Origin of the sequence: Trichocoleus sp. DQ-A1 (assembly GCF_039961955.1) — a bacterium.
Classification (GTDB): Bacteria; Cyanobacteriota; Cyanobacteriia; order Cyanobacteriales; family FACHB-T130; genus FACHB-T130.
The window spans coordinates 304,852-320,359 of record NZ_JAMPKE010000002.1 but is presented as its reverse complement, the minus strand read 5'-3'; the positions used below and the strand labels follow the sequence as shown (position 1 = coordinate 320,359).

Annotated in this window: 15 protein-coding genes and 1 tRNA gene; 10 read left to right on the top strand and 6 right to left on the bottom strand. The window is 46.9% G+C overall.

Going from position 1 to position 15,508, the window contains the following annotated elements; genetic code table 11:
• Positions 1 to 132: 132 nt before the first annotated feature.
• Positions 133 to 948 (bottom strand): alpha/beta hydrolase, encoded by an 816-nt coding sequence (locus tag NDI33_RS03870; RefSeq protein WP_190430405.1) that lies wholly within the window; start codon positions 946 to 948, stop codon positions 133 to 135.
• Between the two features lie 228 nt (positions 949 to 1,176).
• The gene (locus NDI33_RS03865; protein WP_190415654.1) at positions 1,177 to 1,899 is read right to left on the bottom strand and encodes a lysophospholipid acyltransferase family protein; all 723 of its coding nucleotides are present in this window, start codon (positions 1,897 to 1,899) and stop codon (positions 1,177 to 1,179) included.
• A 409-nt stretch (positions 1,900 to 2,308) separates the two neighbouring features.
• Between NDI33_RS03865 and metG the strand changes: the two genes are divergently transcribed.
• From metG to lptC, 3 genes are all read left to right on the top strand, one after another.
• Positions 2,309 to 3,901, top strand: a complete 1,593-nt coding sequence (gene metG, locus NDI33_RS03860; protein ID WP_190674439.1) for a methionine--tRNA ligase — start codon at positions 2,309 to 2,311, stop codon at positions 3,899 to 3,901.
• Positions 3,902 to 4,067: 166 nt separating this feature from the next.
• Complete coding sequence (locus tag NDI33_RS03855; protein ID WP_190415651.1) at positions 4,068 to 4,676, top strand: NYN domain-containing protein; 609 nt, start codon at positions 4,068 to 4,070, stop codon at positions 4,674 to 4,676.
• A 38-nt stretch (positions 4,677 to 4,714) separates the two neighbouring features.
• Positions 4,715 to 5,884 (top strand): LPS export ABC transporter periplasmic protein LptC, encoded by a 1,170-nt coding sequence (lptC, locus tag NDI33_RS03850; RefSeq protein WP_190415649.1) that lies wholly within the window; start codon positions 4,715 to 4,717, stop codon positions 5,882 to 5,884.
• 138 nt (positions 5,885 to 6,022) lie between these two features.
• On the opposite strand, the gene NDI33_RS03845 is transcribed toward lptC, so the two are convergent.
• Positions 6,023 to 7,348: a D-alanyl-D-alanine carboxypeptidase gene (locus NDI33_RS03845; RefSeq protein ID WP_190674436.1), complete on the bottom strand. Its 1,326-nt coding sequence runs from the start codon at positions 7,346 to 7,348 to the stop codon at positions 6,023 to 6,025.
• Positions 7,349 to 7,699: 351 nt separating this feature from the next.
• On the opposite strand from NDI33_RS03845, the gene plsX reads away from it, so the two are divergent.
• From plsX to NDI33_RS03810, 7 genes are all read left to right on the top strand, one after another.
• Positions 7,700 to 8,731, top strand: coding sequence for a phosphate acyltransferase PlsX (gene plsX, locus NDI33_RS03840; protein ID WP_190440778.1), 1,032 nt, complete (start codon positions 7,700 to 7,702; stop codon positions 8,729 to 8,731).
• A 127-nt stretch (positions 8,732 to 8,858) separates the two neighbouring features.
• Entirely contained in the window at positions 8,859 to 9,857 is a 999-nt protein-coding gene (locus NDI33_RS03835; protein ID WP_190674433.1) for a beta-ketoacyl-ACP synthase 3, read from the top strand.
• 239 nt (positions 9,858 to 10,096) lie between these two features.
• Entirely contained in the window at positions 10,097 to 10,984 is an 888-nt protein-coding gene (gene fabD, locus NDI33_RS03830) for an ACP S-malonyltransferase (protein WP_190674430.1), read from the top strand.
• A complete protein-coding gene (locus tag NDI33_RS03825; RefSeq protein ID WP_190428837.1) occupies positions 10,974 to 11,111 on the top strand; it encodes a hypothetical protein in 138 nt (45 codons plus the stop codon). Before fabD ends, NDI33_RS03825 begins: the two co-directional genes overlap by 11 nt.
• A 13-nt stretch (positions 11,112 to 11,124) precedes the next feature.
• On the top strand, positions 11,125 to 11,763 hold the full coding sequence (locus NDI33_RS03820) for a lysophospholipid acyltransferase family protein (protein WP_190415746.1): 639 nt from the start codon (positions 11,125 to 11,127) through the stop codon (positions 11,761 to 11,763).
• A gap of 181 nt (positions 11,764 to 11,944) precedes the next feature.
• Positions 11,945 to 12,994 (top strand): AI-2E family transporter, encoded by a 1,050-nt coding sequence (locus NDI33_RS03815; RefSeq protein WP_190441275.1) that lies wholly within the window; start codon positions 11,945 to 11,947, stop codon positions 12,992 to 12,994.
• Positions 12,995 to 13,068: 74 nt separating this feature from the next.
• Positions 13,069 to 13,371 (top strand): DUF2288 domain-containing protein, encoded by a 303-nt coding sequence (locus NDI33_RS03810; protein WP_190415638.1) that lies wholly within the window; start codon positions 13,069 to 13,071, stop codon positions 13,369 to 13,371.
• On the opposite strand, the gene NDI33_RS03805 is transcribed toward NDI33_RS03810, so the two are convergent.
• The 3 genes from NDI33_RS03805 to NDI33_RS03795 form a co-directional block, all read right to left on the bottom strand.
• Positions 13,310 to 13,987 carry a YdcF family protein gene (locus NDI33_RS03805; protein WP_190428839.1) on the bottom strand — a complete coding sequence of 226 codons (678 nt, stop codon included), beginning with the start codon at positions 13,985 to 13,987 and terminating at the stop codon, positions 13,310 to 13,312. The two genes, NDI33_RS03810 and NDI33_RS03805, sit on opposite strands and share 62 nt — an antisense overlap.
• Before the next feature lie 143 nt (positions 13,988 to 14,130).
• A tRNA-Arg gene (locus tag NDI33_RS03800) sits at positions 14,131 to 14,204 on the bottom strand.
• 49 nt (positions 14,205 to 14,253) lie between these two features.
• The gene (locus tag NDI33_RS03795; protein WP_190674427.1) at positions 14,254 to 15,327 is read right to left on the bottom strand and encodes a tocopherol cyclase family protein; all 1,074 of its coding nucleotides are present in this window, start codon (positions 15,325 to 15,327) and stop codon (positions 14,254 to 14,256) included.
• Between the last annotated feature and the right edge of the window lie 181 nt (positions 15,328 to 15,508).

The window sequence follows — 15,508 nt, the reverse complement described above, 5'->3', positions numbered from 1 at the left end:
TTTGAGTATTCAGTTTGGGACCTAAAACAGCAGGCTCTTAACGCGCAGAACAATCATACACGGGGGTCGGTTCCCGCCATACAAAATGACAAGCTTTTATTCAATTCATATCTCCTGCTGAACGACGGATCGCTAAGAAACCGCCAATAGGGAAACTTTATCCCGACTTTCTAAAAAATTTTCAGCTTTCATAATTGCGTAGAGGTTGACATCAGCTTCTAAAAGACAAGCATGACCGCTCTTCGGCAGTATGACCATTTCCGCGTCGGGTAGGCAAGAAGCTAAGCGCTGAGCTTCACTTACAGAGGGCAGTAGTCGGTCTGTACCTCCGGCAATCACCAGGGTAGGTTGGGTGATGCGACGTAATTGAGAAGCATCAACATCAAAATCTCTGATGAGGGACAATCGCCAAAGGACAGTTTTTGGGGGTACGGAGTGGATAGCGTCTAGAAGGGCGCGGCGATCGCGCGGTGCAACCCGTTCTAAATGAGCTAAAAACGGCAATAACCACACCGATCCCACTCGGTAGAGGACTTCCGGTATCCAGCCGCTCACCAGCGATCCCCAAGCTAGCAGAGGTCGCTGATTAAAGGAAGAAGCGGGGTTGATCAAAATAATTCGGTCAAATAGTTCGGGCGATCGCAACGCTACTTTCATCGCCAAACAGCCCCCAAATGACTCGCCGCACAGATAAACTGACCGATTAGGTTGTTTTTCTACTTCTGCTTCAATCAGCGCTACCACTTGATCGGTTAGATCCTCCCAGCTGGTTAAGTCATCGGCTGGGATGACCAAACAACGGATATCAAAGGCTGCTTCTAACCCCTCTGTCTGCGCTCGCAACAATTGACCCGTGCCATCCATGCCTGGAAGGAACACGAACAGCGGGCAGTCTGGATTAAACAGCCTGGGGGTGAGAAAACAAGGATGGCTTTTTACGTCTGGCATTTCGTAATGTCCATTTAAAAACAACAGGTCAAAAATTTATTGCTTTCTTTGGGGCGGATGCGAACGATTCGAGGACTCAAGACACTTCGGTGAAAAACTAGGCAAGTCTAAATTCTTGAAGGCGAAGGTTACTGAGAGCGGACTTTGCCCATTTGCCTACCCTTAAGCCATCTACCTGTAGACGTAGGTATTAATTCTTATTCTATGGCAGACTCCCATCCTTGCGAACTAATACCAAACTTGACGAAGTAAACCAGCAATTTCTTCCTGGCAGTAATTGATAAGACTGGCAACAGCAGTTTTGGCTTGTTTTCCTTGATATTGTTCCCGCACTTGAGACGTAATCCAACAGGGACGCCCAATTAGGATGCTAGATCGACGGTAAACGACCATCGGATGCCAGCCTGCCTGTTTAAATAGGGGTTCGGAAGGGTCAAATAAACTTAATAATCGCAGAGGGATTGCCGAGTTATTTGTTTCTTCCTGGGATGCGATCGCCACGGGTAAAATTGCCAAATTTTGCACCGGCGCTCGCAAAGCTAAATGAGCAAATCCCCGATGAAAGGTTTTCATTTCATTCGGCTGGGTTAGGCTTACCATTGGCTGGGCACCTTCGGGAAATATCCCAACCACCTGCTGGGACTGCAACAGGCTGATTGCCTTGTTAAAGAAATCTTGCTGGCGGTGTTCTGGCGTCTCCAAAGGGAAACAACCCAGTTGATTGACAATCTCCCGCATCACGGGCACTTGTCCCATGTAGTGATGACAGGCAAAGCGAATCGGACGATTTAAAGCTGCCATCAGGATTGGCGCATCCATGACGCTGCGATGATTGCTCACCACTAAAACGCCACCTTCTTGAGGAACGCGATCCTGATGGTATATATACATCTGCGTTCCCAATGCCTTCATCAGCAAGCGAGAAATCTGTAATGGGTTATCTGAAGACATGCTTTCTATAGGCTTTCTTGCAGGAAGCGCGATCGCTACAGTCAACAGGCAATCGCCTTGATTATAAATGGCTAGAGTCTAGAGGTAGACTGAATCTTGACTCTTGAGTTCATTCTCCACTTTTTACCAAGCCTGGACTTTATTCGTTGAGCAGATGCGATCGATCGCCCCATAACTTAACTTTTCTTAATACAATTATTAACGTAACTTCCTCACCTATACGAATCTCTCAGGGTAGAAATCGCTGGTAAAGATTTTTTACGATTTTAATTTTGTCAAGAAAAAGTAACATTTTATACTTATATTTCCCGGAGCTAAGTGGAACTCTCAAGACAAGATAACGAAAAGATACAAAATTGCAGGCCGAAGTATATGATCAAAAGCAAGAAAGGGGTTGTTTTTTATATTTATGAGTGCTAATCATACAAGTAAAAATTCATTTGCAATTACTACACCACTGTATTATGTGAACGACGTACCCCACATTGGCAGCGCTTATACAACAATGGCGGCGGATGTGGTGGCTCGGTTTGAACGGCTCCGGGGAAAGTCTGTGCTGTTGATTACCGGCACGGATGAGCATGGGCAGAAAATTCAGCGCACAGCAGAAACCAAAGGGCTTTCACCGCAAGCTCACTCGGATGAAATTGCGGCTGGATTCGATGTCCTTTGGCAAAAACTCAATATCCAGTACGATCGGTTTATCCGCACGACGAACTCTCGCCATCAAGCCATTGTTAAAGAGTTTTTCCTGCGCGTCTGGGAAAAAAACGACATTTATTTGGGGCAACAAAAGGGCTGGTATTGCGTCTCCTGCGAGGAATTCAAAGAGGAACGCGACCTTCTAGAAGGACACCACTGCCCCCTCCACCCCAACAAAGAAGTCGAGTGGCGGGATGAACAAAACTACTTTTTTCGCCTCTCTAAGTACCAAAGCCAGCTGGAAGACTTATATCGCCAGCAACCAGATTTTATCCAGCCAGAAATTCGCCGCAATGAAGTTTTGAGCTTTGTCAGTCAGGGGCTTCAAGATTTCTCCATTTCGCGAGTGAATTTAGACTGGGGCTTCCCTATACCCGTCGATCCTAGCCACACCATCTATGTCTGGTTTGATGCCTTGCTGGGCTATGTCACGGCGTTGCTCGAACCAGATAGCGAACCGACGCTAGAGAATGCTTTATCCAAGTGGTGGCCGATTAATATGCACCTGATTGGTAAAGACATTCTGCGGTTTCACGCGGTCTATTGGCCTGCCATGTTAATGTCAGCGGATCTGCCGCTACCCGCTCGAATATTTGGACATGGCTTCCTGACAAAAGACGGGCGAAAGATCAGTAAAACGGTTGGTAATACGATCGATCCCATCGCTTTAGTCGAACGTTACGGAGCTGAGGCTATTCGTTACTATTTTCTCAAGGAGATTGAATTTGGGCAAGACGGAGATTTCAACGAAACTCGGTTTATCAATATCCTCAATGCTGACTTAGCAAACGATCTGGGCAATTTACTCAATCGGACGATGAACATGGCAAAGAAATATTGCAATGGCATCGTGCCTGACTGCTCAGATGAAAACATCCCCGCAGATAACACAATTAAAGCAATTGGCCTTAGTTTAGGCGATCGCGTTGCTCAAGCTTATGAATCTCTGGCGTTTAGTGATGCGATCGCAGATATTTTCACTCTAATTCGAGCCAGCAACAAATTTATTGACGAGCAAGCTCCCTGGACTTTATATAAGCAAGGGCAACAACAGGCCGTCGAACAAGTCCTGTATGCGGTTCTAGAATCTGTTAGACTAGCAGCTTATCTGCTATCACCGATTATTCCTACCATCAGTAGTGACATTTACCAACAGCTAGGTTTTTCAATTGACTTTAATAACAAAACGTTAATAGATGTTTCGGCTGCGTTTTCCGCTCATGCCACTTGGGGAACACTAACTGCAAGACAAGCTTTAGGTGAAGCCAGACCTGTTTTTCCAAGGCTGGAACTCCCCTGAAGAGTTTCGTCTTAGTAGCTAATAGCTGTTGGCTGTTGGCGGATTGACCATCGGGTGCTGATACATACAAAAGTAAAAACTCTGGTACAGACCGCTCTCTCAAAAGCTAAAAGTTCATCAAAATCGCTAATTGCTTTTTTCATAAAAAAATCGAGGCATAACAATCATGTTGAATAATTTCAGCAGTAACGACTCTGTATTCACGCCAGAACAGGTTTTAGAAAATCGCGGTCGTGTAGCCATTTTTATCGATGGATCAAATCTATTTTATGCAGCACTACAGCTCGGTATAGAAATTGACTACACCAAGTTGCTGTGCCGCTTAACCGCTGGATCTCGCTTGTTACGCTCTTTCTTTTACACCGGCGTCGATCGCACGAATGAAAAACAACAGGGTTTCCTGTTGTGGATGCGGCGCAATGGATACCGAGTCATTGCCAAAGACTTGGTACAGCTGCCGGATGGCTCGAAAAAAGCCAACTTGGATGTGGAAATTGCTGTCGATATGATGGCTTTAGTGGGGTCTTACGATACCGCTGTTCTCGTCAGCGGGGATGGGGATTTAGCTTACGCTGTCGATGCCGTTAGCTATCGGGGTGTCCGCGTGGAAGTGGTCAGTTTGCGCTCCATGACTAGCGATAGTTTAATCAATGTATCAGATCGATACATTGACTTGGATAGCATCAAAGAAGATATCCAAAAGACGCCCAGACAAAATTATACTTATCGTCCGTTGTCGGGCATTGGCTTTATGGATGACCAAGAAGATAGATAACGCAACCTAAGAAATAAAGACATAAATAGGCAAAAGAAATGAAAAAAGTAGCTTCTCGCAAAAAATTATTTCTTTTGCCTATTTATTTTTTACTATTCACTTTTTTAGTTAGTGCTTGTAATACTGAAAAACGCACGGAAAAAAAATTGCAGAAAGATACTGCCTCCGTGACGGATTTCGAGGGGAGTTTAGTATTCCAAAATGTGACCCTGGATCAGGCAGATGAGCAGGGACGACCTTTGTGGAAAGTGAAAGCAAAGCAGGCAGTTTATACCAAAGATAAGAAAGCTGCTCGCATCCAAAATCCTAGCGGGGATTTGTTCCAAGATGGAAAAATGATTATGCAAATCACCGCAGATAGTGGCGAAGTTCAAGAGGATGGTAAAAAAATCTTTCTGAAGGGTCAGATTGTTGCCACAGACCCTCGGAATGGGGCAGTTTTAAAAGGGAATGAATTAGAGTGGCGACCAAAGGAAGACGTTGTGATCGTGCGTCAAAATCTCGTCGGCACCCATCAAAAGATGGTGGCAACAGCGAAGGAAGGACGATATTTTAGTCGGTCGCAGCATATGGAATTATTGGGTCAAATTGTCGCAACATCGAAAGACCCAGCGGTACAAATGAGAACCGAGCATTTAGTGTGGCAAATTCCCCAGCAGATGGTAGTTGGCGATCGCCGCATCCAGATTGACCGCTACACAGGCAATCGCGTGACAGAGCAAGCGGCAGGAGATTCTGGTCAGGTAAACCTGAAAACGAAGATGGCAACGCTGACAAAGAATGTTCAAATGACTTCTTTAGAGCCGCCAGTGCAAATCGCTGGGAATTCTGTTACCTGGAACTTAAACACACAAATGGTTACATCAGACCAACCTGTGAAAGTGGTGCATCAGCAGCAGCAAGTGACGCTGACGGGGAACCGGGGTCAGGTGGATCTGAAGGGAAAAGTGGCTCGTCTAGTTGGTGGCGTCCAAGGCGTTGGCAGCCGGAATAAATCCCAACTTTACGCCAATCAGGTGACTTGGAATATTCCAACTGAAGAATTCGATGCTCAAGGCAATGTAATTTATCATCAACAAGTTGACCCGCCGCTGCACCTGACGGGTTCCAGAGCAGTCGGTAAGTTTCAAGGTCAAACGGTTGTTGTCACGGGTGGCGGTGGTGCTAGCGGTGGTAGTAGCCGGGTGGTGACGGAAATTATTCCTTGAATCGGTAAGCGAGGGTCATAATAACCAAAATGGTATAGCAATCCTATTTGAGTTGTGAAATGCCAGTGATTGAGATTCCCGGCTTCTTGGAAAGTCGGGGATCTCGCCTTCACGAATCATTAGGAGTGCTGTGCGATATTATCGTCGCGCTTGAAAATCTGAGAGAATTTCATTGCGACTGGCGTCACCGAGAAATCCAGCAATATCAGCTCGCCCAGTGCTAGGAAGAATCGCTGCTGGTAGAGTGGGGGGAACGCCCCATCGTTGCACCAGTTTTTGAAGTATTTGGTCTTGCTGTTTTCTAAAACCATCGACATCACCACCCCGGTTGATGATCGCAAAGCAAACCAGACCGCGATCGCGTGTTGGCATTACCCCAGCCAGGGCACTGACATCGCGCAGGGTACCAGTTTTGATAATCGTGCCTGAAGGGATGTGGCGGGATACCATCGTTCCCCGGCGATCGCGTCCCGATATCGGGAAGAGGTCGGCTACCGTAAGCTGATGGGGTTGTAAATAACTTTCGATCGCCGTCAGCATTCCGCAAACAGCGCGGGGCGAGATGCGATTTTCCACCCCCAAACCAGAGCCATTTACCAGCTGAACTTCCTGTTGGGGGACACCGGCAGACGTAGCCCCCAACTGAGCGACAGCGGATGCCCCCCCAAGGGCTTTTGCCAGCATCTCCGCCATGTCGTTGTTGCTGTAAATGTTCATTTCCTTGAGGATTTGTGCCAAGGACATTGAGCGATGACGCAACAACAAAATTTGCTTGGGAATTGCAATTGATGAAACTTTGACCGAACCCGCGATCGCAATTTGTGGTTTTGGCGTTCCTGGGGGCATTAAGTTGTATAGATATTGGGCATCTCTGGGCCACGAGGTGGGGTTAAATGCTTGTTTGAGCATCTGACCCGCCATATAAGGGTGGGATTGGTAATTCATGTAAAAATCGCCCACAATCACCAAATTGCCGTTTATGCGACGGATGCCCCGTTTATTTAAAGCATTCCCCAGAGCGATCGCTTCTTCCCACACAAAAAAGGGATCGCCACTGCCATTAATCACCAAATCTCCCTGCAAAATTCCATTTCTCACAGGTCCGGTCGTGCCAATTGAGGTTTCAAACTGATGGCCTGGACCCCAAGTCTCCAACGCAGCAGCAGAAGTCGCAATCTTGGTCAAAGAAGCTGCCGGTAAGGGAATATTTCCCTGATGAGTTGCCAAGGGCATAGAACCCGACTGAATCCACACCCCTTGAGCCGCCTCCCCCATGCCTTTAGCGCTCCAGCCCTTCAAATATTGCCGCATGGTGTTTTCAGCTACCGGATCGGTCGCCATCGATAGGGAAAACAAAGGAACTCCCCGCCACGCAGCCAGTTGGGTAGTATCTATCTCTGTTGTTTTTACCCCAGCCATATTCATCCACAGCGCTACCAATCCAGAGCCAAATAATTGCAACATTCCTCACTTTCCTTTATTCACTAAACAAAGAGCCTGCCGGATGTGCAAGCTATAAAAAAAGCCCAAGGCGGAAATTGCTTCCGCCAGAATGAAGATATTTTTTCGGGAGTTCGCGTATAGGTAAAGCACAATCAGGGACAAGGAATGAGTAATCGGTGAGCAAGCGAAAATGGATAAACTCTCCCGTGGGACAACTAGTTCTCTATCTTTACCTATTTAGGAGTACCATTTTTTTCAGCATTCTTTTATTTATCCTTCCTGCGTCCTGTTTCATCCTCCCGGATTGACCCCGGTTTCTCCACGAGTCATCGGGTACTGGTAGAATTTTTAAGGTTTATATCACTTTGATCAATGGGATCGACTCGCGCACGGATCGCAATTGACGCTATGGGTGGCGACCACGCCCCCGCCGAAATCGTTGCTGGAGCGCTTAGGGCACAGGAAGAATTAGACGTAGAGGTTTTGCTGGTGGGCGATCCTCATCAGATTGAAGCTTCCCTAGGGCAACACACCAGTTCTCATCTTCCTCAAATTGTGCCTTCTGAGGGCACAATTGAAATGCACGAGGAGCCTCTAAGTGGTTTAAAACGCAAGCCCAAGGCTTCGATCAACGTAGCAATGGATTTGGTAAAACAAAAACAAGCCCAAGCAGTAGTGTCAGCGGGTCATTCAGGAGCCGCTATGGCATCTGCTCTGCTGCGACTGGGACGCCTTCGGGGGATTGACCGCCCGGCCATCGGAGCAGTTTTGCCAACGATGGTAGCTAGTAAATCAGTGCTAATTCTCGATGTCGGCGCAAATGTCGATTGTCGTCCTAAATTTTTGGAGCAGTTCGCACTGATGGGATCGATTTACAGCCAGTATGTGCTGGGTGTAGACGTTCCTAAAGTCGGGTTGCTCAACATTGGTGAAGAAGAATGTAAGGGGAACGATCTAGCGGTTCGTACTTACCAAAGGCTGCAAGAGAATTCGCAAATTTGCTTTGCTGGCAATGCCGAAGGGCGAGATGTCCTGACGGGTAATTTTGATGTGGTCGTTTGCGATGGTTTTGCCGGGAATGTTTTGTTGAAATTTGCTGAAGCCGTTGGCGAGGCAGTATTGCAAATCCTCCAGGAAGAGTTACCTCAAGGACTGCGCGGGCAAGTCGGCACGGCTCTGTTGAAACCAAACTTGCGGCGAATAAAGCAGCGGGTAGACCACGCAGAACATGGCGGTTGCTTGTTGTTGGGGGTAGGAGGCATTTGTATTATTAGCCACGGTAGCTCCCAGGCTCCCTCAATTTTTAACGCGATTCGCATAGCGAAAGAAGCTGTTGATAACCAGGTACTGGAGCGGATTCAGTCTCAAGATATCAGTACTAAACAATCGGCAATCGGCGAATAGCAACAAGTATGAAGGATGAAGTGTAAAATGTGACATTCCAGCGTCGATCGTTTAGAATTAATCGATTTAGCTAAAAGCTAAAATGCTGATAGCTGATACCTAAAGACCCCAGCAAGCATGGAGAGCAATGTTGCAACAAACAGGCGTCGGCGTCGCCATTACCGGAAGCGGCTCTGCGATCCCCTCAGGTTCTCTGGATAATCATGGACTCACTCAGCTGGTAGATACTTCCGATGATTGGATTGCCAGCCGCACCGGGATTTGTCAGCGACGGCTGGCGGGTGAGGAGTCCTTATGTTCGATCGCCACACTCGCGGCACAAAGAGCGATCGCAATGGCTGGGATCGCCCCAGAAGACCTGGATTTAATTATTCTGGCAACCTCAACTGCCGATGATTTGTTCGGGAGTGCCTCAGCAATTCAGTTTCAACTGGGAGCATCTAGGGCGGTAGCTTTTGATTTAACAGCCGCTTGCTCTGGATTTGTCTTTGGTCTAGTTACGGCATCGCAGTTTATCCGCACCGGCGTCTATCAAAATGTCTTGCTAATTGGGGCTGATATTCTGTCGCGCTGGGTAGATTGGTCAGATCGGGGAACCTGCGTGTTATTTGGGGATGGTGCTGGTGCCATTGTCATGCAGGCGAGCGATCGCGATCGCCTGCTGGGATTTGAACTCCGCAGTGATGGAACCCAGCACAAATCCCTCAGCCTAGCCTACACGGCACAGCCTAAAGAACTGGTTCCTGGGATCAACGTCCAAGCTGGCACTTACCACCCCATCACCATGAACGGCAAGGAAGTTTATCGCTTTGCCGTGCAAAAAGTGCCGGAAGTGCTGGAAAAAGCCATGTTTCGCGCAAGTATCAGTATTGAACAAATTGACTGGTTGCTTTTACATCAAGCCAATCAGCGAATTCTTGATGCCGTCGCCCAACGCTTAAAGATTCCTGCTGAAAAAGTCATTAGCAATCTTGCTAACTACGGCAATACTTCTGCTGCTTCCATTCCCTTAGCGCTGGATGAAGCTGTGCGAGAAGGCAAAATTAAACCAGGAGACATGATTGCAACTTCCGGCTTTGGCGCGGGTCTAACGTGGGGCGCAGCGATTTTCCAATGGGGCAGATAAATCAATTTTAGATTTTTAATTTTGCGGAGATCGGAGATTCTCTGCCTCCAATAATTTTCGATAGGTGGATCGGTAATGGGTAATGAAAGTTAGGAGTGTTAAGGATTGAGTTTTAAGGCAAGAAAGAAATTCTTGAAGTCAAAACTCAGACGCGATCAATTGCGCCTCTAAAACTGAAAACTTTTCTCCAATTACCTATTGCTAATTGCCAATTACGAATTACCAATTACCAATGACCAATGACAAAGACCGCATGGGTGTTTCCTGGGCAAGGTTCTCAGGCAATCGGAATGGGAGTGGATTTATTAGAGTTGCCAGAGGCAAAGGCTAAATTTGAGCAAGCCGAGCAAATTTTAGGCTGGTCTGTACCAGAAATCTGTCAGAGTCAGGAAGATAAATTATCCCGCACTCTTTATACCCAGCCCAGCCTGTATGTGGTAGAAAGCATTTTAGCGGATCGAATGCAAGCTGGGAGACATCAACCTAACCTCGTTGCCGGTCACAGTCTGGGAGAATACGTTGCTCTCTACGTCGCCGGTGTCTTTGACTTTGAGGCGGGGTTGCGCCTAGTGAAACGTCGGGCAGAATTTATGGATAGTGCGTCCGATGGCATGATGGCAGCGCTGATTGGCTTCGACCGCGAACAGCTAGAACAACAAATTCAGCAGACCCCCGACGTTGTATTAGCCAACGACAACAGTTCCGCCCAAGTCGTCATCTCTGGAACGCCAGAAGCGGTGGAGGGAGTGCTAAGTCAAGTAAAGGTTAAGCGTGTTGTCCGCTTGAATGTCTCAGGAGCCTTTCACTCTCCCTTAATGGCGGAAGCTGCCGCCGAGTTCCAGGTAGTTTTGGAGTCAGTTCCATTTAATTCTGCTCAAGTGCCAGTGCTGTCAAATGTGGAACCTGTCCCATCTGTGGACGCTGATATTTTAAAAGAGCGCCTCATCCGTCAGATGACCGGCTCGGTGCGGTGGCGAGAAATTTCTCTACAATTGCCAGTACAAGGAATTTCGCAGGTTGTGGAAATTGGTCCAGGGAAAGTCCTTACGGGTTTAATTAAACGTACTTGCCCCGATTTAACTTTGGAAAACGTGGGTAGTGTTGCAGAGTTGCCGAATGCAGAATAAAGTCCGGCGACCACAACAGCGCGTGCGAGTGAGAGAATGGAAAAATTCCCTCCTTCCCTCATCAGCCAGGGAACGAGAAAAATCAGACAAGGTGGTTAAAGGTTTACAGCGAGAGTACGGTGGATAGCGAATTATCTAATCTGGGCAGAAGCCGCGAGCCTGTTTCGAGTTTAGTTCTATACCACCTGTTTAAGTGGTCGGTGGTCAGCCCCGTGCTTCATGCCTACCTGCGAGGTCGGATTTATGGATGCGAACACGTTCCTCCGATTGGACCACTTCTAGTGGTTAGCAATCATGCCAGTGATTTTGATCCGCCGATTTTGTCCTGCTGCGTGCGACGACCCGTAGCGTATATGGCAAAAGAAGAACTGTTTCGAGTCCCTGTTTTGAAGCAGGCAATTAAGTTGTATGGTGCTTACCCCGTCAAGCGGGGTTCCGCAGACCGGAGTGCGATTCGTTCGGCGCTGTCTCTCCTAGAGGAAGGGTGGGCAGTCGGTGTCTTTTTACAAGGAACGCGGACGCCAGACGCCAGAATTTCAGACCCAAAGCTAGGTGCTGCGCTGATTGCCGCCAAGGCGAAGGTGCCGTTGCTGCCCGTTAGTTTGTGGGGTACGGAAGCGATTTTTAAGAAAGGTTCGCTGGTTCCGCGTCCGGTGCCAGTAACGGTGCGGATTGGTCAGGTAATTGAGCCTCCTAATTCAACAGACCGGGATGAGTTACAGGCGGTAACGCAAAAATGCGCCACAGCGATTCATGCTTTACACGATTTAGGCCGTTAAAGAATTTCAAAAGACAAGATTTTCTCGGCGAAATTAAAACGTTGGGATGATGTCCTGACAGTTGCGCTTTCAGTAGGATTAGGTTATTCCAAATCTGTCTGGATATCCGGCTATTGGTTCATTCAATAAAGAAATGAGTCAATCACCGGGATTCTGGATTAAATCACCATCCCAAAAAGAAATGAGCGAACCTTCTGCCAAGTATCTTTTGCAGCGACTGAACAATTTGGCATTGGTTAGATTTTTGCTTTTCGTTGCTTCTGGCTGGGCGTTTGTAAAAGTTTTAGCTTACTTTGAAACAGTTATTGTCATTTTTACATTTGCAGCTATTGTCGCTTTTCTACTGAGTTATCCCGTGCGATCGCTAACTCGTTTTGTGCCTCACGGTGTTGCTGTTACCGTGGTCTTTATTCTAGGCATGATCGTGATTGCTAGTCTTACTGTCACAGTTGGTTTAACAGTTGTATCGCAAGGGCAACAATTAATTTCTAGCTTAACAACCTTTTTAAATTCTTTAATTCCTTTGGCTTATCAAATAGAAAAATTCCTTTTAAGATTCAATGTTCAAGTAAATTTGAGCATAATTCAAGAACAATTTCAGAATCAAATCGTCTCATCGCTGGGGTTAGGAATCGGTTATAGCTTAACGACTATACAAGTATTTTTTGCCAATTTTCTTAATTTGATATTAATTTCCGTTATTTCTTTTTTTATGTTGCTAGATGGAGAAAAGCTTTGGAAGCTTATTCTTAAGCTTGTTCCTGCACATTTACAAAATAGATTTACCATTGTCATTCAACGCAAGTTTCTCGGATTTTTTCGAGGACAGATGGTTTTATGTTTATTTCTGACTACGACTACTTTTTTGGTTTTTTTAATTTTAAATGTACCATTTCCCTTACTTTTGGCAATTATTGCTGGATTATTCGATTTAATCCCTGGGATTGGAGCTACTTTAGGGGTGGGTATTGTTTTTCTTATTTTATTGTCTCAGAGTGTTTGGTTAGCCGTTCAAGTAGTTGTTGTTTGTATCATAATTCAGCAAGTACAAGACAATTTCATCACGCCCCGGATTATGCAAAATTCGCTTAATATTAATCCAGTTGTTGTATTTTTCGCCTTACTAGTAGGTGCTAGAGTAGCAGGATTACTCGGAATTTTTATTGCAATTCCGATTACTGGAGTCATTGTCAGTTTATTTGAAATTGACGAAATGAAAGCAGAATCTTAGAGGAATGACATGAAGAGTAGCAGCTTCTATAAAATGGATTAAAATAAAATTTACTGGAATCAAAACAAGTAAAAATGCAGGGTTTAAGAGAAGAATTAGCAGAATTGCTAGATGAGGCTGAGTGGAACTGGCTGATGCCTCATGCGGAACGGGAGGCTGTGGTTATCGTAGCTCAAGAGCTGGACTTGCTAGATGTTGGGGTAGCGATCGCTAATGATGATGTTTCCTCTGTGCAGCACTGGATTAGCGAACAATTGATTTACAAGCCCTCCGAAGCTCAGAAACAAGATTGGAACGACAACAAAAACAAGCGATTCAGCGCTCTGATTGTGTCGCCTTATGTCTTGGTGAAAGAAACGGCAACGATTCCTGCTTAATCTGATTTGATGACTGACCGAGGGTGGCTCCCGTATAGCCGGTAGTCACCCAAAGAATGGCTCTGGCTCCATCCCGAATTGATTTCTCAATCGGCTCCTGCGGTATGTCCGAAGGCACGATCACGGGCTTTAGAGTAATGCCCCGACTGCCTAAAACAATCTCTCCAATGACTCTGGCGCGGCGCATATGATAGTCAGAGGTAATTAAATAGATGCTGGTGATCCCAAGACTCTGCAACTCATCAACCAGCGTCGTAAAGTTCGTAACCGTATCCACCGCCTGATAGTCCAAATGCAGGCGACTAGGGGCAACCCCAGCTTTGGCAAAAACCCGTTTAACGTAAGCTTTGTTAGTGCTACCTGAAGAAACCCAGATGGGCAAATCTGAATGCTGACGAGCCATCCTTGCTGCCAACTTCTCCCGCTCCAAGGCTGAGGTAGAGCCACCCAAAACTAACATTGCCTGGGGTTTGACCAGGCTTTTTTTAACTTCCTTGTAACCAAACCACAGCGCCACGGGTAGAGCGAGCATTAGCAGCCGAGAATATCTACTTTTAGAGCGCGAGGGCTTGGAAGACAAGTGTTTTTGTCGGCTAGCACCAATTTTCAGGATCATCAATCAATTGAAAAAGCCGTGTTTACATGGGAAGCGATACGCACGAAGCGCGATCGCTAACTGGTTAAAATTCCCTATCCTAGCTAGCGTCCACGTAGATACACTCCACTGGGCGACTAACTGTTTTAGAGAGTAGCAGACAACGGGACTGGCCAGGCTCGAACCGGCGACCTAGCGCTTAGGAGGCGCTCGCTCTATCCAACTGAGCTACAGCCCCAATTCTAAGGCGATCATAGCAGCCTAAGGGCAGCATTACCCAGTTGAATTTAAGTAGACCGCCAGGTTTCTTCCCAAGGGCCACCGCCTGTTTCCAATCCACATAGAGAACTGCCAGCTTTCAGGATGATTTTAGATTTGTCACCCCGTTGGCGCAGTTCCAGGTCAACTTGACCGTTCATCGTGTCGCGACAACAAAAGATTAAACCCTTTTCCGTGGGGGCACGCAGGAGAGTCCCCGGTAGATTTGTAGTAGCGGTTAACTCAACTTCAAATTCGGAGTTATGGGCTTGCATTTGCCAGCTGCCCCAAGGCTCAATATTCCAACTTACTTTCGAGTTCCACGGTACAAATTCATAAAATTTGCCTTGATAGTGCAAGCCAATCATCGCTACCGATTCCATCCACCACAGCACCCCGCGTCTGCCTCCACCAGCCGTTAAGGCGATATCTGGAGACTCATCAAAACCATTGCAATTCAGCCAGAACCATTTTTGAGGAAAAGAGCGCCCCCAGTTTTTTTCACCGTAGGCAGGGGCATTGGTGAAGTCGTAGCGTTTTCCATTCCACTCAATCCAGCCAGTTGCTAGCCCGTGAGCCATCAAAATTTGCCATCCCGGTTCAAAAATCGGGAAAGAAGACAACCATCCGGCTGTTGATTGTTGTGGCTGATTTAGATTTCCCCATCCATATACAGGTTTAATTTCATACTGCCAACGCGCTTGAGAACCCGTGCCCGGATCGTGTAAAGCTCCCTGATGCCAAGTAGCGGTGGCTTGATAGCCATCCTGAACGTGACGCTCAAAAGCCTCTGGAGGGAGGTAGGCGGGTTTGGTGGATAAATCGGTTTTGCCCCAGTGTCCCAAGGCTAAAACGTCCCGCGATGCCCAGAATTTGTTGACATCTGGGAAAGTCCGGCAAAGGTAACTATCTTCGGGACCCAGAATTTGGGCAGCACCGCCGCTGTGGGGTTGATTGCCCAGGGGATCTTCGAGGGAGTACATGAAAGCAAAGGTATGTCCGCAATCTGGTAAGGTGACGCGGTAGTACCAACCTTCAAAGAAACGCTGACTGGTGCCGTCCCACTGGTAGCCACTGTGAGGCGTTTGTAAAGGATTTTGCATCAATTCAAATTCCTAACTGTTTCTCAGAATAGCGATCGCTATTCTCTGCTCCCTGGATGCTGGATGCAAATACCCCAAATCCAGTTTGTGCATGAATTCGTGTAGGCAAAGTTCTTTATTAGAAAAATCTGGCTCATGAATCGCAAAGAAAAAGGATCTGAGGAGTTGCCTTCAATTTTCA